Genomic DNA, 19,462 nt, shown 5'->3' with positions numbered 1-19,462 from the left:
TAAAAGAGAAATATTCAACACTTTTTTCAAGCTCATCTACATCATTCGACAAAATTATTATTTTAATATAATCAAAAAGCGAGTTTGCAATGAATGCAAACTCGCTTTTTATTACTTAATTTCCGGTGTGACAGCTAATATATTTTCAAATGTTTCACGTTGTTTTGCTTCTTCTTCATTTAACAAGATATGAATATCTCCATGGTCGTTTGAAGTACGAATTAATCGCCCCATCCCTTGCTGCAAACGAAGCTGCATAAATGGTAATTCTACTTCTTCATATGGATTTTCTGCAAACGTACGTTTCGCATCAAATAATGGATCATGTGGTGGGAAAGGTAAGTCGTATATAATAACACGTGTTAATGCCTCCTCAGGCAAATCAAGACCTTCCCATAAATGATAGGAACATAACGTTTTGACTGTGCCTTCTTGGAAATCACGAACGATTCCTGATAGTTCACGGTCCCCCTCAAATGCTACATACATTCGCTCCATAAGAGGTAACTCCGCTTTGAAATCTAACATTGCTTGTTTTGATTTAAATAAAATTAACGTTTTTTCACCATCACGTAATAGCTGTTGAACACGCGAAGTTTTGTCCTTTTGAGATAGCTCATGTAAATAAATTCGCATAACTTCTTCATAATCGAATGGCGATGGAACAGAAAACGATTGATAATTACGAATTCCTAAACTATAGGCAATGTATGAAAAATCTTTATTAACGGATAAAGTTGCTGAAGAAAATACAATCGGAAGCTTTTTAGAGAATAATTTTTCTGCTAAAACTTCTGTGATGAGACGAGGCATAATGACAAGCGTTTCTTCCCCATCCGTTTCCTCTAACCAATCCACAGCATCGCCTTGTGCTATGAAAATACGTAAAGATGCTTCGTATTGTTCTAAATACTCTTCCGCCATATTCAATTCATACTCTGGAATCATATACATTTCAGATTCAAAAACCAACTCTTCAAGTAATGTTTCCACATCATCAACAAGCTGCTTACCGTATTTTAACAGCGCCTGCGATTTATTAATACGTTTACGTTCTTCTTTAGAAACGACTAAATCATCTCGCAGCTGGTCAAAAAATAGCTCATGATCATCTTGTAATTTTTCCATCGCATATAGTGTACGTTCTCGTACCCCATCTACCATTAAACGTTCTAAAAGTCTAACAATTGTTGTCGCCTGTACTTTATACGTCATTGCTTTTTGTGCAGCATATTCTAATAAATGCCCTTCATCTAGCACCATCATTGATACTTCAGGCAATAGAGCTAATTGCCCTTCACGCTCACGAGACTCCTTTGTGGCTAAATGCTCCATTAAAAAGTCTTGCGAACAAATGATTAAGTCTGTCGATTTACGATAATGCGCACGGTGTAGCGTTTGCCCACATCGATTACGTAGATCACATACTGAACACTGCATAATCGAGTTATAGTTTACTTTTTGCCAATCTTCATCACTGACAGTTGGATAATTGCTGCGTTCACCATAAGGTTGTATCGCAATCATTGAACCTTGTGCATATACGCCATCAGGTATAGAAAACGCAATATCATCGATCCATTCATCAGTTTCTACTTTCTCGGCTTCCTCAAAGCGCTTTAAGCACAGATACTGATCTCTTGACTTTGCTAAGCGGACATCAATTTCAAGACCTAATGTTTTCTGTAATTTATAAATATCGCCGCCCTCTTTTACTAGCTGATCGATTAAAGTTTCATCAGCACATGCAATAAGGGCCGGTTTACCAGTATAGCGTGCATAGGATACAGCTGGTAGTAAGTAAGCAATTGTTTTCCCAGTCCCTACCCCTGCCTCTGCAAAAAGCACGTTTTTCTCTTTAAGGGCCTGCTCTATTTGATATGCCATAAAAATTTGCTCGTCTCGACATTCAAAGCCCTTTTCAGGTAATTCATCGTAAAGGACGTCCCCCATCCAGTCACCTAATGACTCAAAAAATGAGCGATCCTTTGATAATACAAATGGTAAAGATTTACGCAATTGACGTTCCCCCTCTAACTATCTGGTCCTATTATACGCGACGAAACGGAAGATAAGAAAAAATCTTATCTTCCGTTATCCTTCGTTAATCTCTTTTAGACTTTTGTCCCCAGAATTGGTAATAATTCGTTTCAATAAAACCATTAAATAATTTACGTTTCTTCGTCGTTTGACGACCATACAATTCCTCAAAGTTTTTCATCGAGGACAGCATGTACACAGACCAAGTCGGATAGTTTTTCATGACTGTACCTAAATCACGAATCACTTGTTCTACGACTTCAACATCGCCAATACGTTCACCATATGGTGGATTGCCGACCATGACACCATCTGTAAGCTGTGTCGTGAAATCACGTGCTTGCATTTGCTTGAACGTAATTATCTCACCAAACCCAGCTTCTATTGCATTTTCTTGGGCAATACTTACCATTCGATGGTCAATATCAGACCCGAAAATTTCCAGAGGTTGATCGTAGTTCGCTAAGCTATCTGCTTCATCTCGTACGGCATCCCAAATTTTTGCCTTCATCCATGGCCAATCTTCTGAAATAAATTCACGGTTATAGCCTGGTGCAATATTTTGTCCAAACATCGCTGCTTCTAAAGCAATTGTGCCCGAACCACAGAATGGGTCAACGAACGGTCGATTCGGATTCCACTTTGAAATTTGTACAAGTGCCGCAGCTAATGTTTCTTTTAATGGTGCTTCACCTTGTGCTTGACGATAACCACGTTTATGCAAGCCTGCACCTGATGTATCAATGGTAAGTGTAGCCACATCTTTTAAAATTGAAACTTCAATCTTGTAGGTTGCACCGGATTCATCCAAAAATCCTAAACGTTTATAATGCTGTTTCATGCGCTCTACAATTGCTTTTTTAGTAATCGCCTGGCAATCTGGTACACTAAATAATTTAGATTTGACAGACTTCCCTGATACCGGAAAAGCTGCATCAACTGGTAAGTATTTTTCCCAAGGTAGAGCTTTTACACTTTCAAACAACTGTTCAAAAGATTTGGCAGGAAACTGTCCTACAACAATTTTTACACGATCTGCTACACGCAACCATAAGTTTGTTCGTGCAATGGCCGTTTCATCACCTTCAAAATACACTTTGCCATTATCGACTGTTGTTTCATAGCCGAGTGCTTTTACCTCTTGTGCCACAATCGACTCTAAACCCATTGCAGCAGTTGCTACTAATTTATAGTTTGCCATACTCTAATTCCTTCCTTGATGCTCAATTTTCCAATACTCCATAAACTCAATGAGTTCGTGAAGCGGTAATGGTTTGCTGTAATAATAACCTTGGATTATATCACAATTCATTTTACGTAGTATATCCACTTGTTGTGCATGTTCTACACCTTCAGCAACAACTTTCATTTTTAAACGATGAGACATTTGGATAATTGCATCCACTACTGCCTGTTTTTCATCGAGTGAGCCAATGTGCTGAATAAAGCTTCGATCGATTTTTAAACAATCCAGTGGGAAGCGAACTAAATAACTAAGCGACGAATAGCCTGTCCCAAAATCGTCAATAGAAATTTTGAAGCCCATCTTTTTCAGTCGCACGAGCTTGCTAACCGTTTCATTTGCACTGTTCATCACAGTACGTTCTGTAACTTCTATTTCAAAATTGTTCGCAGGTGTGTTATAGCGCTCTAATATCGATTGAATAGATTCTAAAAAGTTTTGTTGCTTAAAATGAATGCTTGAAATATTAATGGCAACTGGAATTTTGTAACCACATTGACGCATCTCAATAACTGCCTCACAAGCTTTTTCTATAATCACTTCGCTTAATGGAATAATTAATCCTGTTTCCTCAGCATATGGGATAAATTCTACTGGAGAAACAAATCCTAGCCTTTCACTATTCCAACGAACAAGTGCCTCTACGCCTTGAATCTCTTCATTTTCCGCAGAGATTTTAGGTTGGAAATGCAGCTCAAATTCCCGATTTTCTATTGCTCTCCGTAGTTCTGAATCTAATAATAAAACTCGTTGAGAGTCAGTTTTCAATTCATCAAAATAAAACGCATAGCCGTTAAGGTCGTTCTTTTTGGAATAAGTCATTGCCTTGTCAGCACAATGAATCAATTGCTCCGTTGATTCTCCATCTGCTGGATACATGCTGACACCAACACTCGTAGAAATAAAAATATCCTGACCATTAATATCTAAAGGCTGTTCAATAGTCCCAATAATTAGTTCAGCAAAGTTTGCGGCTTCTTTGTCATTTTTCACGTTTGTTAACGTAATAATAAACTCATCTCCGCCATTCCTTGCAATAATATCTTTATTTTTCAACAATGTTTTTAAGCGCTTTGCCACTTCTACTAGAATAGTATCTCCAACTGCATGTCCTAACGTATCATTAATTTGTTTAAATCGATCTAAATCTAAAAAATAAACGGCATGCTGTACTGAATGAGAAATAGTAGAACTCGATTCTAATAGATTATCCATTCTTTCAATATAAGCAAATCGATTTGATACATCGGTTAATGAGTCAGTTAACAAACTCTTTTCTAGTTCATTTTCTACTATTTTTCTTTCAGACAAATCTGTGAAAATTCCACAGTAATTTGTAATCTCTCCCTCATCATTGGCTACACCGACAATTGTTAACCATTCAGGATATACGTCTCCGGTTTTACGACGATTCCATATTTCCCCCTGCCAAATGCCTTCTTGTCGTATCTTTTGCCACATATCTAAATAAAATTGTAATTCATGTACACCTGACTGTAGAACCGCTGGCGATTTGCCCATCACTTCATCACGCTTATAACCAGTTACAAATTCAAATGCAGGATTGACCATTTCTATTTTTTTATTTTTATCCGTAATCATGATGCCTTCAGATACATTTTCGAAAATTTTCGTCATTAAGGCAATAGGATACTTGGAAATAGAATCTAACTTATCGAGACCATTCCAATCGTTCAATCCGTTCATGTTTCCGCTCCATCCTATCTCTCTTTACTACCCTTATTTTTTAGAAAAGCGCATTTGCGCCAGTCTACTCATAAGTAGACAAATATGTACATCGTTGCGATATCTGTTTTTTAGATGTTTATGTATAAAATTGTAGTGATAGAGGCATGACCAACAGTATACTGCCTTATTCTCAAACGTATATCGCGCATGTCTAAACATGATTAACAAGTAACTTTTTCCTATTGAATTCAAAAGAAAAGCTCTCCACCAAATTGGAGAGCGCTTGTTATTTCGTAGATAAGCATCAAAAAATTCCATAAGCCATGTTTTGTTCCCGAGTACTCAATCAGCTTGCGCCTCGTACGACCGGGTAGTAATCATCTATCTACAGAGCGAACTCTGTCCCTCTATCCGTTCAATTCCTTCTAGAGAGTGCCCCTACCATAATTTGGGTTTCTCACTCGTGGGGTTTACCTCGTTCCACCTTGCATGTTTCCAAGCAAGCTACGTCACTGTGGCACTTTCAGGAAGTTTCAACCATATCATTAAGACTTAGGTTTTCCTTCCGCCGTCAGCCATTACAGCTGCCTTACCTTATTTTTTCAGTAAGCACGAACACTACGGTCATCTCAGAACCGTGCGAGCATGGACTTTCCTCTACGACGTCAAGCGCCGCAGCGATTACTCGAATTTCATGATGATACGAAGTATTATACTAGAGTTTTATGATAAATACAATATAATTGATGAAAATTATTCGTATAACTTACTACCAAATACGTGTTTTTCTAAATTTGAAAGACGTTTTAAAATATCAAAGTTTGTCGTACCAGATGTTGCAGCTGCAACAGGTTGTCTCTTAGGTGTATTATCAACTTCTTCTTTTAACTGTTTATTTTCTTCACGTAGTTGGGCCACTACTTTTTCGAACGTTTCATAGTCTTGAATAATTTCATCAAGAAATGAATCGACGTCCTCTACATTGTAGCCTTTAAAGTTTTTCTTAAATTCCTTTTCAAGGATCATTTTTGACGTTAATTTAATGTCCATTTACATCGCCCTTCCTCACACTACATACACGATTTTATTATAGCATACTTCATCACATTATATCGTTTGAAACTATCAAATGTAAGGCTAAACTTGTCGTTTCTTGTACTTACCCGGGAAATTATTTCTTATTTCCTAATCTGTGCAACCTCTTTTCCCACGAAATTTCCCATTTCTGCTTTTGTTCCATTCTCCATTGCTCATTTTTTTTAATTAATTGTATGCCTTCTTGCGTATAATAAAGGGCCTGCTCATAATCTTTTATTTGATGCTCATATATCATGGCTAGCTGTTCTAATACGTGTAATTTTTTTCGCGGATCAACAAAATGTAGAGAAGCCACAAAAGCATCGATTGCTTCACTAAATTTTTTATTTTTTTTATGTTGTATGGCTAAATAATATTGAGCATTCCCTGCTTCAAGTGCGTCAAATTGCTTCGTGACCTTTTCTAATACCTTTACGCTCTGAGGACTTTCCTTTAAATCAGCATACCATTTACCGATATTCGTGAACGTTTTTGCAGATTCTTCACTTGTCTCTTCAAACAGCAACTTCGTCGAATGTATATAAAGCGTTATCAATGAAAGTAAATCCCATTCATTGTGAAGAAGAACTTTTATAAGTGCATCTGGAACACCACTTTTAATGGCATCTAAATAAATAATAGGCGCAAGATAGCCAGGAATATCTCCAATGCGGGAAAAGCCTAGCTTCTCTTCTTCCACAGATTTTAATTTCATTCGTTCCATATCATTTTTCCATAAACGCTTTGAACTATGCAACAAATCGATATGTCTCTGTGTTCGTAATTTAGGTAATTCTTTTTGGTGGAGTGTCCAACGTGTTTCAAGTTGCGGCCAGTCAAAGCTTTTTCCATTGTAGGTAATAATCGTTGCTGTTTTTTGCCAAAGCATAGATGCAAAAAGTAACGCTGCCTCATGAGCAGGATCAGCAAGAATATATTGCGTTAAAATAAAACTTTCTTCTTCCTCTGATACTTCTAGAAAACCTAGAAGAAAAATTTGCGTGCCCACACCCTTTAAACCAGTTGTTTCCGTATCAAAAAATAAAACCTTCTCATTCATTCCCAGCGCATATGGATGTTCAAACTTTGCCTCTTGCCATTTTTCTAATGCATCAAAAAATGACTGCAACTTATAATGACCATGCTGATAACTAAATGGATAATGCACCTGTCGTTTAAAGAAAATACCGAATTCATTTTCCACAACTGTCAGTCCGGCTTTTTCCCACCGCTCCGTATAACTTGGAGCAGCAGGCTTTTGATAAGCTGGTTTATCCTCTTTTTTTATAGTAGTTGTCGTTTTTTTACCGAGCATTTTTTTCATTTGTAAAATTTTATTTTCGTAAGACATTTACTTCACTCATTTTCTGCCTGTAAAATTGCTAATACTTGTAGTACCTTTTTCTTCGCCTGCTGTAAACTATCTTGAGCCCCAATACAAGATGGACAGCCGGACTCACAAGCACAGCTCGCTACATGGTGCTGTGTCCTCGATAATAGCTCATCCCATAATTCATAAACTTTTTCACTTAGCCCAATACCGCCGGGATACTTATCATAAACAAAAAACGTCGGTTGCTCATTATGAGTTGCCTTTACCTGCGGGACAACTGCTACATCGCTACTATCACATTGAATAAATAAAGGAATGAACGCATTCATCGCATATGCAGCTCCAGTCATCGCGTCCGTAAGCTCTGCCTCCGACCATTTTTCCGGTGCAGAGAATGATAACCACGATGAACTTGTATGCATTTCGTCAGGCGGTAGATAAATAGGACCCGAACCGATATTATCATGCGTCCCGAAGCGTATTTTTTTAAATAACGTAGCTTGTGCGACTAAACCCACATCACCGAAGCTAATCATACCACCCTTATAATCTCGACTCCGGTCTTCCTCTAATACTTTCATCTCAACTGCTAGATTTGCGTCCGTATAGTAATCGACATCTACTTCTCGTACATACGCTTTCTTCTCTTCCCAATCAAGCTTTTCTACTTGAAATTGCGTGCCCTGATGTAAATAAATTGCCTCTTCATGTAATAATGTCATCGCACTATGGCGATCCATTTCACCAATAACCTTTGTTTGTCCAGGGACAGTCATATCAATTATAACAACATTTTCTTGTGAAGCCGAACGAAGACTAATATCATGTGCTGGAAAACGGTCACTCATCCAATGCCACTTCTCACTTGTTTTAAAAACTACGCCTTCCTCCGCTAAATATTCGAGTAGTTCCTGAATCTCATATTCACCATACGTATCATGTGCGGAAAATGGTAGCTCAAACGCTGCACATTTCAAATGATCCATTAAAATCAACATATTTTCAGGATAAATACGGGCTTCCTCAGGTGCACTGCCAAGTAAAAAGAGCGGATGGTTTACTACGTACTGATCAAGCGCTGCTGATTGCGCTACATAAATAATTAACGCCTCGTCCTGACGACGCCCAGCGCGACCTGCTTGTTGCCAGGCACTTGCAATATTTCCTGGGTAACCTGTCATGATACATGCTTGTAATTGACCAATATCCACGCCCAATTCAAGCGCATTTGTACTAACTACCGTTTGAATAGTACCGTCACGAAGCCCTCGTTCAATGACACGTCGCTCAGAAGGCAAATAACCACCTCGATAACCGCGCACCGATTCATCTAAAAGCTTATTGCGTGTAAGTTCCTTTAAATACGTCACAATCATTTCTACACGTACACGACTTTTAGCAAAAATAATGGTTTGAATACCTGCTGTATATAATCTTTTAGCGAGATCACTTACCTCCAGAACAGCACTTCGACGCACGCCAAATGTTTTATGCACGATGGGTGGGTTATAAAAAAGAAATGTCTTTTTCCCAACTGGCGCTCCGGAATCAGCGATTAGAGCATGACTTTCATTTGTTAAAGCTTCAGCTAATTCTTTCGGATTTTTAATAGTTGCTGACGTACAAATAAAAACCGGCTTGCTGCCATAAAATTCACAAATACGCTTTAACCTTCGAATAACATGCGCAACATGTGAACCAAACACACCTTTATATGTATGCAACTCATCAATGACGATATACTGCAAATTTTCGAATAGTGATACCCATTTCGTATGATGAGGCAAAATCCCTGAATGAAGCATATCAGGGTTTGTCATGACAATATGTCCTGCCTTACGAACCTTCTGACGAATACCAGGCGCAGTATCCCCATCATAGGTATAGCTTAAAATTTCCTCACCACTTTGTTCGATTAGTTCATTTAAATCATTTTTTTGATCCTGCGCTAAAGCTTTCGTTGGAAACAAATAAATAGCCCGTGCATTTTTATCTTCTACTATTTTTTGAAGTACCGGTAAATGATAGCAATACGATTTCCCAGATGCCGTTGGTGTGACGGCAGTAAAGGAAACACCCTCCATTGCATAATCAAATGCCTGACGTTGATGCGTATACAATTGTTCTATCCCTCTTGCTTGAAGTGCCTTTACAAGTGAAGGATGCAAATTTTCCGGGAAAGATGCATATTTAGCTTCACGCCCCTCAAGCGTTTGCCAATGTAAAATACGTTCCTTGAATTCCTCATCGTATCTCCACTCATTTAACAATTCGCTAATCGTCCTTTTTTTAGATAACATCCATTTATACCTCCTTCACTAACCCATCAAAAATCTTCAACGTATAAGAGGTTGAATGAATCGCATCTAAAAAACGTTTTTTACTTGTGTCTTTATAAAAAGATTGCACAACAAATTGCTCCATCGATTCCACCGCTGAAGCAATTTGTTGTGTATGCATATATTTTGGACGGTTTTTTTGAATCCAACTATTCGCCTCCTGCTGCCATTCCTTTAAAAGCTGGTGAATAACATCAGCGTGTGGCTTAACCTCAGTAAAAAAGTCTGGAGTACGATCCTCCTCACGCATTTGCCAGAAGCGTGAAACACATTTTTCACATTCATCTATTAATATGGAAGTTTGCTGTATTAATAACAATTTTGCACCTCATCTCATCAATTACAACATTTTCGTTTACCTCTAAAAAGAAGTTCGAATTTTAACAGTTGCTTTATCCTTAAAATTGAAAATTCATCTACATGAACATAAACGCATAGTATCATTTTAGGATGATTTTCCGAAACAACTTTTTTAAAACTCTTGCCAACCAACATAGTCGTCTGCTAATTTACACACATTATATGAGCAAAAATGCCTTATCTTACTCCAAGACATATCTCTTAATGTGGTAAATATTGCATTAAAAATACTCATATTGAGTTATTTAAATTGCATATGAGATAAGTGTACCAAAGTCTATCATTTTTCACTACTTATAGGCGAACAAGCATTCTTTACTTGCCAGTTCTTTTCTGCTAAGCTTACTTTCTGGCTAACAGACTTGAGCTGCATAAAAAAATGCATGCTCTGTGCATTGTTTTCCAAAGACACTCTCGTTAAAAGTAATTGATTGACCAGATCCAACTGCGCAACTAATTGTCCTAACTTGTTCAATTTAACGCCTCCTTTTGCTTTACTTATGTATTCCTCGCGTGTATAAAATTACCTTCATGCGTGACAAAATAAGCGTAAGTTAGCTGAAAGAAGAAGTATTTCGATAAAGATTAATTGAACTATTTTAGAAGAACATTGTCTTCAAAATCGCCGATCAAGTAGCAGGACTAATGTGGAGTACAGTTTCTCTATAAAATGCTCTTGGAAATTCCATCTGTTATTTTGACGATTCAAGTGATAGAACTAGTTGTGGCTATATGATATTTTTCGACTTTAAGAGGCGAAAATTGCCCAATGATGATTATTTGTTTGGTATTTTTGACCATTGCTAATCTAGCATCAACCATGGTATCAATGGAAGTGGAGAACTTCTACTGAATCATGGTAAACTATTGTATAATAGCAGTATTATAGAGGGTGAACTAAAGTGACAATTCGTTATCCGAATGGGAAATTGTATTCTCCTAATCCAGCTGTTCAAACAACAGAAAAAAAGAAGAACGATAAGGATTTTTCTTTTAGTAATCGAGGAAAAACACTAGAGGATGAAATTAATGAAGCAAACGACTATTATGTAAAAAGGCGACTTGCTATCATTCATAAGAAACCTGTTCCCGTACAAATCGTCAAAGTAGAGTACCCATCACGAAGCGCTGCAGTTATTCGTGAAGCTTATTTTCGAACGCCATCAACAACGGATTACAATGGCGTTTGGAACGGGCATTATATTGATTTTGATGCAAAGGAAACTGCTTCAAAGACCAGTTTTCCCCTAAAGAATATTCATTTACATCAAATGACACATATGCAGCAAGTGACGGAACAAAATGGTGTGGCTTTTATCATCGTTCGTTTCTCAGCTTATGAACGATATTTTATTGTGCCATACGAAGTTTTACAAAAGGCCTGGCTAGCGATGGAAAACGGTGAACGTAAATCGATACCCTTTTCAACGATTGAAGAGGAAGCTTTTGAAATTCCCACAAGCTATCATCCACGTATCGATTATTTACCGATTATCCAAAAGCTCATTGAAGCACAAAGCCATGGTTTTGAAAGTGAGGAGATAGTAGAATGACTGAACGTCGTCGTACACGCGGTGAGCATCAAAAGGCTCTCGCTCAAAAAAATAAAAAAAGCGCGCCTCCGAAATCATCGAAGAAAAAATGGTTCAAGCGCATTACGCTAACACTTGTGGCAATTGTAGCTGCATGCTTTATTGGAGGTGCTGGGTTATTCGCCTATTATGCAAGTACCGCACCTGAACTAGATGAAAACTTACTGAAGGACCCCGTTTCCTCTGAATTTTATGATAAAAACGGTGAATTATTTGCCACAATTGGTGCAGAAAACCGCAAATATGTAAAATATGAAGATATACCTGAGGATATGGTTAACGCCATTCTTGCAACGGAAGATGTACGCTTTTTCGAACACGGTGGTATGGATTTTTATCGCCTCGGTGGCGCAATCATCGCTAACTTCCGTGATGGTTTCGGGGCACAAGGGGCCTCTACATTAACACAGCAAGTTGTTAAAAACTCATTTTTACAAAATGAGAAAAAATTAAAACGTAAGGCGCAAGAGGCTTGGCTGGCCTTCCAATTAGAACGCAAGTATTCAAAAGAAGAAATTTTTGAAATGTACTTTAACAAAATGCTGATGTCAGGTCGTGTTTACGGCTTCGGTACAGCAGCTCAATATTTTTATGGTAAAGAATTAAAAGATTTAACTTTAGATGAAGAAGCATTACTTGCAGGTTTAGTACAACGTCCAAATGCTTATAATCCATTAAAAAATCCTGAACTTGCAGAAAAACGTCGTAATACAGTTCTAGGATTAATGTATCAACATGGTAAAATTACAAAAGCTGAGATGGAGGAAGCAAAGAAAGTAGACGTTCAAGCTGGTCTAGCTGACGATGCGACACGTCAAAAATTTGCTGGCTCTAAATATGATGCCTTCCTTGATGTCGTTATTAATGAGTTAGAGGAAAACGGTGATGGTAATGCCATGTCGGAAGGTATTAAAGTCTATACAACACTTGACCCGAAAGCACAACAAACTGTTGAAAACATTATGAATGATGACAGCAACTTCCCAACAGAGAAGATTCAATCCGGTGTAGCTGTCATTGATACAAAAACTGGTCAAATTCAAGCGATTGGCGGCGGACGCGATTACGGAGCTGAACGTGGTTGGAACTATGCATATGACTTAAAACAACAACCAGGCTCTACAATGAAGCCATTACTCGATTATGGACCTGCAATCGAAAATTTAAAATGGTCAACGGGTCAAACACTTGTGGATGAACCGATGAATTACACAAATTCGGAACAAACCATCACGAACTGGGATGGTAAATATATGGGAGCAATCACAGCACGTAAAGCTTTATACGCTTCACGTAACGTTCCAGCTGTAAAAGCATTAAAAGAAGTTGGACCTGATAAAGCAAAAGAATTTATTGGTCGTTTAGGTATTGAAGCTGAAAATGTGTACGAATCTGATGCAATCGGTGGTGGGGATATTACAATGTCTCCTATCCAAATGGCAGCTTCCTATGCAGCATTTGGGAATAATGGTGTTTACACTGCCCCTCATGCAATTACAAAAATCGTTTACCGTGATGGTAAAACAACAAAAGACTATACACCAAAGTCTAATGTTGCGATGAGTGATTATACGGCTTATATGGTGACAGATATGCTACGTGACGTTGTTAGTAATAAGCCTGATGCTTCAGGTACTGCTGCCAATGTTTCTGGATTAGATATCGCGGGTAAAACAGGTACAACAAACTACTCAAAAGCTGATTTTGACAAGCATAATTTACCAGATACGAGCGTGCCGGATTCATGGTTCGCTGGTTACACATCAAACTATTCAATCGCTATTTGGAGTGGTTACGAAAAACACTTTGATCCAATTACAACTTGGGATGAACGTCGTTTACCACAACAATTATTTAAACAAATTATGACCGAGATTTCGGCTGATGTTGAAACACCAAATTTCAAAAAGCCAAGCTCAGTTGTGGAAGCAACAATTGAAGTTGGGTCAAAGCCACTTAAATTAGCAAGTGATTACACACCAAAAGAATTACGTCAAACAGAGCTATTTGTTCGTGGTACACAGCCTAACGAAGTATCAAATAAATACGAAGTTCCGGAACTTACTACACCTTACAATGTAAGTGCAAGCCTAGATTTAGAAGGTCAATCAATTGATATTTCTTGGGAGCATGATGCAATGCTTAATCCGGAAACAAATGAACCTCTACCAACAACCTTTGAAGTATCCGCTACACGAGAAGGTGGAGAGACTATTTCTCTCGGCACAACGGAAAGCAAAGGTTTAACAGTCAGCAATGCATTGGAAGATGGCAATTATACGATTTCTGTCGTGGCGATTGTAGATGGTACACGCAGTAAACCAGGTACAACAACCTTCCAGGTGTCGGGTACGATTGATGAAGAGTTGGAAACAGAGAATCCAGATGAACCTGTAATCGAGGAACCAACGGAACCTGAACAAGGTGACAATAACGGCAAACACAACGACAAGGAAAATGGCAAGGAAAATGGCAACAATGGCCAGCACGGCAATGGAAATGGTAATGGCAACGGAAACGGAAATGGTAATGGTAACAATAACGGCGGTGGAGGTAATACCGATACCGGCACCGGAAGCGATGGTGGCGACAATAATGGTGGCCAACCACCAACTCCACCTACCGAACCAGTGACCCCGGATGAAAATGGCCAAAGCACAGAATAAAGAAAAAGCAGAGAAGTTTTCACTTCTCTGCTTTTTTCATTTGTATCAATGTTTCATTCACGTCACTATTGTGATGCTAACCGTCGATTCGTATTTTCTATCAAACATTTTGATCACGTTTCGACTACTCTAGCCTTTGCTTACCTGGAGCCGTAATCGTGCAGTTCGTTTTTTAGTTTCTTTAAATAATTCATCAAGCTGACGATAGCAAGCATATTGACCTGGTTTTGCTTGAATAAAAGCCAATCGGTCAATACCATTAATGGGCAATACCTCGTCACCTGCTTCTTGTACTAAACGGTCAAACAATACAATAGCTTCTTCCATTAAGCCTTTTGCTTCACCGTTTCTAGCATCATGAGCTGCATGAATTTTCCCTTCAAGCACTGTCCACTCTGCAAACCAAGCATCAATTTTTTCCTTTGTGATTGCCTCTACATTCACGCTTCCTTCACCAGTCCTTTTTTCAAACGTTTGTGGCCCTCACGACAATCAGCAAGTAAAGGACATGTAAGGCAGCCAGGATTTTGTGCTTTACAATGATAACGACCAAAGAAGATTAACTGATGATGCGTTTTCGACCACTTGTCCATCGGTGTTTTTTTCATAATCGTTTCTTCCACCTCAAGCACTGAATCTTTCCAGCGACAAAGCCCTAATCGTTTAGATACGCGCTCAACATGTGTATCTACAGCGAGTGCAGGAATATCGAAGGCTACCGATAATACAACATTCGCTGTTTTACGACCAACCCCTGGCAATGTAACTAGTGCTTCTCGACTTGCTGGTATTTCGCCGTTGTATTCTTCTAGTAGTCGTTGACATAATGCTTGAATGTTCTTCGCTTTATTTCGATACAAGCCGATAGAACGAATATCTTGTTGTAATTCCTCTAAGGATACAGCTAAATAATCTTCTGGCGTTTTATATTTTTGAAACAATGTTTTCGTTACCTTGTTTACAAGAACATCCGTACACTGTGCCGATAATAACGTAGCAATAGTCAGCTCAAACGGATTGTCATGCACTAACTCACAATGTGCATCAGGAAACATACGATCCATTTCCGCTAGACAATGCTCCCATTGTTTTTTTGTTAACATCCGTAAGCCCCCCCTATTCTCTTTCTTCTAACCAATTATAAAATGGTACTTTATTTGCCGACTGCATATCTTGTTGCATTGTACGGGCTGGCGGTCTATTAAAAGTTTGTTTTTCACGGAACTGTTCACTTTGTTTTTGTGCAGCCTGTGGTGTCGTAATATTTTTCTTTTTCCACTCCAGCAATATTCGATCAATATAACGAATACTCAGTTTGCCAGCAAACACAGCCTCCTTCAGCGCCTCCTTAATAAGCGCTGGACTGTGCTTATCCTCATCTAACCAAGAACCGATTTTTTCTAGCTCTAAAGGAGATAAAAGACGCCCCATTTCCTCTTCAAATAATCGGAATACCTCACCTTCTTCTTGGCGAAGTGTTGTTGCTGATTTTTGGTGCTCCTTCATTTCAATAATCTGCATAATACGCTCCCACAGTGGGTATACCGAATATTTTTCATATAGCTTGCCATTTGCATCGACGTCGCTTGTAATTTCAAGGAAGCCTTTTTGCATTAATCGTTGTAGACGTGAAGTAATGTCATTGTCAGGCATTGTGAGACGATTCATCAGATCATTAGGTGTTGGGAAATCATTGCCCTCCATATGGAACGCAAGTAAATGTATGACAATCAGTGCCTCTTCATCCTCAATATTTAACTCCTTATAAAACTGAAAAAAAAGCTGAGGAATTTGAACCATTCTCTGCTCAGTCCATGTACGGAGTCGATTATTGTTTGTGTTCATCTTATACTTGACTCCTTTTTCCATCGTAAGTATAAAAGCCGCGTAGACATATCACTACGCGACTTTTAATTGATCCCGCCTTAACATAAACGGGTAGTAATGCTTATGGATATAAGCGGTTTAGTAAACGTGGGAATGGAATCGTTTCACGGATATGCTCAGTACCAGAAATCCATGCCACTGTACGTTCCAATCCTAGACCGAAGCCTGAATGTGGTACAGAGCCTTGTTTACGAAGCTCTAAATACCATGCATAAGCATCTAATGATAAGTTATGTTCTTCAAGACGCGATTTTAATAAATCATAGTCATGAATACGCTCAGAACCACCAATGATTTCTCCATAGCCTTCTGGTGCAATTAAATCTGCACATAATACAACGTCATCTCGCTCTGGATGTGGTTGCATGTAGAATGGCTTAATGCCTACTGGGTAGCAAGTGATGAATACAGGTTTATCGTATGAATTGGCAATTGCTGTTTCATGTGGTGCACCGAAATCATCGCCCCATTCAATATCGTCAAATCCTTGTTCATGTAATAATTTAATAGCATCGTCGTAAGAAATACGAGGGAATGGCGCTTTGATATTTTCAAGTTTCGATGTATCACGGCCAAGTCGCTCTAATTCTAATTTGCAATTTGCCAGCACTGATTGTACGATGTGCGCTACATATTGTTCTTGCACTTCTAGGTTTTCTTCAAATTCTACAAATGCCATTTCAGGCTCAATCATCCAAAACTCGATTAAGTGACGGCGTGTTTTAGATTTTTCAGCACGGAACGTTGGACCGAATGAGAATACTCTACCTAATGCCATCGCAGCCGCTTCCATATAAAGCTGACCTGATTGAGAAAGGTATGCATCCTCATCAAAATATTTTGTATGGAATAGCTCAGAAGTACCTTCAGGAGCTGAACCTGTTAAAATTGGTGGGTCCATTTTTGTAAAGCCATTGTTGTTGAAAAACTCGTAAGTTGCACGAATAATTTCGTTACGGATTTTCATAATAGCATGTTGCTTTCGAGAACGCAGCCATAAGTGACGGTTATCCATTAAAAACTCTGGCCCATGTTCTTTTGGTGTAATAGGGAAATCAGTTGCAGCATGTAGTACTTCAATACCAGTAACAGCTAGCTCACAGCCAAAGCTTGAACGCTCATCTGCTTTAACTTCTCCCGTAATGTACATTGATGTTTCTTGGGACATACCTTTTGCAATAGCAAAAATTTCTTCGCCTACTTCTTCTTTTACAACAACGCCCTGAACAAAGCCAGAACCATCACGTAATTGTAAGAAAGCGATTTTCCCACTTGATCGTTTGTTTGCTAACCAAGCGCCTAGCTTGACGGTTTCACCGATATGCTTTGGCATATCTTGAATCATAATTTTTTTCATAGAAATCCTCCAAAGTTCGTTAAAAGGATTAGTCTTGCCATTTTGATTTTACAAATGCATCAATTCGACGGACTGCCTCTTCTAATAATTCTAAAGATGTAGCATAAGATAATCGCATTGTAGTTGGTGCACCAAAGCCTGAGCCTGGAATCACTGCTACGTTTGCTTCTGTTAAAATATCCGAAGCGAACGCATCTACTGAATCATAACCAGTATGAGCCATAGCTTCTGCTACATCTGGTAATAAGTAGAATGCACCCTGAGGCTTTAATACGTTGAAGCCAGGGATCGCACTTAGCTGTGGATAAATTTTTTCAAGACGAGATTCGAAAGCTTGACGCATTTCTTCTACAGCGTCTTGTGGCCCATTATACGCTTCCACTGTAGCATATTGTGCAGTTGTTGTTGCATTTGATGTAGAGTGTGATGCAAGATCAGTCATTGGTTTAATAATGTCCGCATCTCCTGCAGCATACCCGATACGCCAGCCTGTCATAGAGTGGGATTTTGCAACACCATTTACTACGATTGTACGTGCTTTCACTGCATCAGATAACTGTGCAATTGAAAAATGCTCAATACCATTGTATACAAGCTTCTCATAAATTTCATCTGACACGATTAAAATATCTTTTTCTTCTGCAACAGCCGCAAGTTCAGCTAGCTCCTCACGAGAATAAATCATACCTGATGGGTTGCTAGGAGAATTTATGATAACTGCTTTTGTTTTATCTGTCACAGCAGCTCTTAATTGATCTGCAGTAATTTTATAGTTTTGCTCACTTGTACCTTCAACATAAACAGGTACACCGCCCGCTAATTTCACTTGTTCTGGATAAGATACCCAATAAGGAATCGGAATAATAACTTCATCGCCCTCGTTTAAAATAACTTGGAATAAAGTGTAAAGAATATGTTTTGCCCCAACACCTACAATTACTTCATTCGGCTTATATGTAAGGTTGTTGTCGCGTTGTAGTTTATCAATAATAGCGTTCTTAAGTACTGGAAGACCGCCAGCAGGTGTATACTTTGTTAAACCTTTTTCCATCGAATCAATGGCAGCATTTAAAATATTTTGTGGCGTGTTGAAGTCTGGCTCACCAGCACCTAGACCAATAACATCAATTCCTTGCTCTTTTAACTCTTTTGCTTTCGCAGTAATTGCTAGAGTTGATGATGGTGTTAAAGTTTTCACACGGTTTGCTAATAAATTTTTCATACGGGATCTACTCCTCTTATAAATTCGTAATGCGCGTCCACCAGTCGCCGTCCTTAAACATAATATAGACATAGTTGAGCTTATCTTGATCGTTTAGGTATGTAATTTCCCAAACAGCACCGGGCTCCTCATAGCCTAATTTTACATTGAGGACCTTTTGTACATTTCCTTCTTTTTTTAAAACCGATAATGCTTGCTTTTCCGTAATACCATCTTTCAAAAACACTTCCTTAATTGAATCAGCTTTTAGATTCGTCGGAACAAAGACAGCCTTTTTCTCACCGTATTCATCTACCCCGAACACAGTGACGTACGAATGTTTGCCATTATATGTGTATGACTCCGAGACAATTGCGAGGGCTTTGGCATCGAGTGCCAACTGTTCAGCCTGCTCTTCAATTGAACGGAATGGAGCCTCGGCTTTCCAGAGTACTATAATACTAATGACAAGTGACAATGAAACCATAAAGACAGAAATGAAAATCAACCAGTTTTTCATATATTCACCTTAAGTTTCACATCTAGCTTATTCTTCAATACGAATGCTTGATGCTTTTGCATGTTTATAACTGTGTATACATTCATTTTGCTTTCCATTTTTGTCAACCTGCTTTCTTTCCTCATACCACAACATTATACAACAATTTTGTGCTGTCG

General features: G+C 38.6%; 16 protein-coding genes and 1 other RNA gene. 2 read left to right on the top strand and 15 right to left on the bottom strand.

Annotated features, from left to right (window positions below):
- Positions 1-111: 111 nt before the first annotated feature.
- The 9 genes from AB9L17_RS07945 to AB9L17_RS07905 all read right to left on the bottom strand — a co-directional run bounded on the left by AB9L17_RS07945 (position 112) and on the right by AB9L17_RS07905 (position 10,556).
- Positions 112-2,019, bottom strand: a complete 1,908-nt coding sequence (locus AB9L17_RS07945) for an ATP-dependent DNA helicase (protein WP_068982753.1) — start codon at positions 2,017-2,019, stop codon at positions 112-114.
- Positions 2,020-2,104: 85 nt separating this feature from the next.
- On the bottom strand, positions 2,105-3,241 hold the full coding sequence (locus AB9L17_RS07940) for a THUMP domain-containing class I SAM-dependent RNA methyltransferase (RefSeq protein WP_068982754.1): 1,137 nt from the start codon (positions 3,239-3,241) through the stop codon (positions 2,105-2,107).
- A gap of 3 nt (positions 3,242-3,244) precedes the next feature.
- Positions 3,245-4,990 carry a sensor domain-containing protein gene (locus AB9L17_RS07935; RefSeq protein WP_375200353.1) on the bottom strand — a complete coding sequence of 582 codons (1,746 nt, stop codon included), beginning with the start codon at positions 4,988-4,990 and terminating at the stop codon, positions 3,245-3,247.
- 294 nt (positions 4,991-5,284) lie between these two features.
- An RNA gene (gene rnpB / locus AB9L17_RS07930) (RNase P RNA component class B) lies at positions 5,285-5,665 on the bottom strand.
- 60 nt (positions 5,666-5,725) lie between these two features.
- Positions 5,726-6,022: a cell division regulator GpsB gene (gpsB, locus tag AB9L17_RS07925; protein ID WP_068982756.1), complete on the bottom strand. Its 297-nt coding sequence runs from the start codon at positions 6,020-6,022 to the stop codon at positions 5,726-5,728.
- A gap of 121 nt (positions 6,023-6,143) precedes the next feature.
- Positions 6,144-7,400, bottom strand: a complete 1,257-nt coding sequence (locus AB9L17_RS07920) for a ribonuclease H-like domain-containing protein (protein ID WP_068982757.1) — start codon at positions 7,398-7,400, stop codon at positions 6,144-6,146.
- Between the two features lie 5 nt (positions 7,401-7,405).
- Entirely contained in the window at positions 7,406-9,682 is a 2,277-nt protein-coding gene (locus AB9L17_RS07915; RefSeq protein WP_375200352.1) for a DEAD/DEAH box helicase, read from the bottom strand.
- A 4-nt stretch (positions 9,683-9,686) separates the two neighbouring features.
- Positions 9,687-10,040 (bottom strand): YppE family protein, encoded by a 354-nt coding sequence (locus tag AB9L17_RS07910; protein ID WP_068982759.1) that lies wholly within the window; start codon positions 10,038-10,040, stop codon positions 9,687-9,689.
- A gap of 321 nt (positions 10,041-10,361) precedes the next feature.
- The gene (locus tag AB9L17_RS07905; protein WP_068982760.1) at positions 10,362-10,556 is read right to left on the bottom strand and encodes an endonuclease; all 195 of its coding nucleotides are present in this window, start codon (positions 10,554-10,556) and stop codon (positions 10,362-10,364) included.
- A 427-nt stretch (positions 10,557-10,983) separates the two neighbouring features.
- On the opposite strand from AB9L17_RS07905, the gene recU reads away from it, so the two are divergent.
- Both recU and AB9L17_RS07895 read left to right on the top strand, forming a co-directional pair.
- Positions 10,984-11,634, top strand: coding sequence for a Holliday junction resolvase RecU (gene recU, locus AB9L17_RS07900; RefSeq protein ID WP_068982761.1), 651 nt, complete (start codon positions 10,984-10,986; stop codon positions 11,632-11,634).
- Positions 11,631-14,339, top strand: a complete 2,709-nt coding sequence (locus tag AB9L17_RS07895) for a transglycosylase domain-containing protein (RefSeq protein ID WP_375200351.1) — start codon at positions 11,631-11,633, stop codon at positions 14,337-14,339. Before recU ends, AB9L17_RS07895 begins: the two co-directional genes overlap by 4 nt.
- A 129-nt stretch (positions 14,340-14,468) precedes the next feature.
- Here AB9L17_RS07895 and AB9L17_RS07890 read toward each other — a convergent pair whose 3' ends face one another.
- From AB9L17_RS07890 to AB9L17_RS07865, 6 genes are all read right to left on the bottom strand, one after another.
- Positions 14,469-14,783, bottom strand: coding sequence for a YpoC family protein (locus AB9L17_RS07890; RefSeq protein ID WP_068982763.1), 315 nt, complete (start codon positions 14,781-14,783; stop codon positions 14,469-14,471).
- Entirely contained in the window at positions 14,780-15,442 is a 663-nt protein-coding gene (gene nth / locus AB9L17_RS07885) for an endonuclease III (protein WP_068982764.1), read from the bottom strand. The genes AB9L17_RS07890 and nth overlap by 4 nt, the downstream gene beginning before the upstream one ends.
- A 13-nt stretch (positions 15,443-15,455) precedes the next feature.
- Positions 15,456-16,184, bottom strand: a complete 729-nt coding sequence (locus AB9L17_RS07880) for a DnaD domain-containing protein (RefSeq protein ID WP_068982765.1) — start codon at positions 16,182-16,184, stop codon at positions 15,456-15,458.
- Between the two features lie 103 nt (positions 16,185-16,287).
- Positions 16,288-17,583, bottom strand: a complete 1,296-nt coding sequence (gene asnS / locus AB9L17_RS07875; RefSeq protein WP_068982766.1) for an asparagine--tRNA ligase — start codon at positions 17,581-17,583, stop codon at positions 16,288-16,290.
- Positions 17,584-17,611: 28 nt separating this feature from the next.
- Positions 17,612-18,805: a pyridoxal phosphate-dependent aminotransferase gene (locus tag AB9L17_RS07870; RefSeq protein ID WP_068982767.1), complete on the bottom strand. Its 1,194-nt coding sequence runs from the start codon at positions 18,803-18,805 to the stop codon at positions 17,612-17,614.
- 16 nt (positions 18,806-18,821) lie between these two features.
- Complete coding sequence (locus AB9L17_RS07865) at positions 18,822-19,304, bottom strand: DUF5590 domain-containing protein (protein ID WP_068982768.1); 483 nt, start codon at positions 19,302-19,304, stop codon at positions 18,822-18,824.
- Positions 19,305-19,462 lie beyond the last annotated feature (158 nt).

The sequence above is a fragment of the Lysinibacillus sp. RS11 genome (genome assembly GCF_042019215.1).
GTDB classification, from domain to species: Bacteria; Bacillota; Bacilli; order Bacillales_A; family Planococcaceae; genus Lysinibacillus; species Lysinibacillus xylanilyticus_A.
This window is presented reverse-complemented; position numbering and strand designations above follow the sequence as displayed.

Bases quoted from the DNA above. Each gene is read 5' to 3' on its own strand.
- AB9L17_RS07895 (WP_375200351.1), top strand. From the start codon at position 11,631: ATGACTGAACGTCGTCGTACACGCGGTGAGCATCAAAAGGCTCTCGCT.
- AB9L17_RS07915 (WP_375200352.1), bottom strand. From the start codon at position 9,682: ATGTTATCTAAAAAAAGGACGATTAGCGAATTGTTAAATGAGTGGAGA.
- asnS (WP_068982766.1), bottom strand. From the start codon at position 17,583: ATGAAAAAAATTATGATTCAAGATATGCCAAAGCATATCGGTGAAACC.
- AB9L17_RS07870 (WP_068982767.1), bottom strand. From the start codon at position 18,805: ATGAAAAATTTATTAGCAAACCGTGTGAAAACTTTAACACCATCATCA.
- AB9L17_RS07940 (WP_068982754.1), bottom strand. From the start codon at position 3,241: ATGGCAAACTATAAATTAGTAGCAACTGCTGCAATGGGTTTAGAGTCG.
- gpsB (WP_068982756.1), bottom strand. From the start codon at position 6,022: ATGGACATTAAATTAACGTCAAAAATGATCCTTGAAAAGGAATTTAAG.
- nth (WP_068982764.1), bottom strand. From the start codon at position 15,442: ATGTTAACAAAAAAACAATGGGAGCATTGTCTAGCGGAAATGGATCGT.
- AB9L17_RS07865 (WP_068982768.1), bottom strand. From the start codon at position 19,304: ATGAAAAACTGGTTGATTTTCATTTCTGTCTTTATGGTTTCATTGTCA.
- AB9L17_RS07880 (WP_068982765.1), bottom strand. From the start codon at position 16,184: ATGAACACAAACAATAATCGACTCCGTACATGGACTGAGCAGAGAATG.
- AB9L17_RS07920 (WP_068982757.1), bottom strand. From the start codon at position 7,400: ATGTCTTACGAAAATAAAATTTTACAAATGAAAAAAATGCTCGGTAAA.
- AB9L17_RS07935 (WP_375200353.1), bottom strand. From the start codon at position 4,990: ATGAACGGATTGAACGATTGGAATGGTCTCGATAAGTTAGATTCTATT.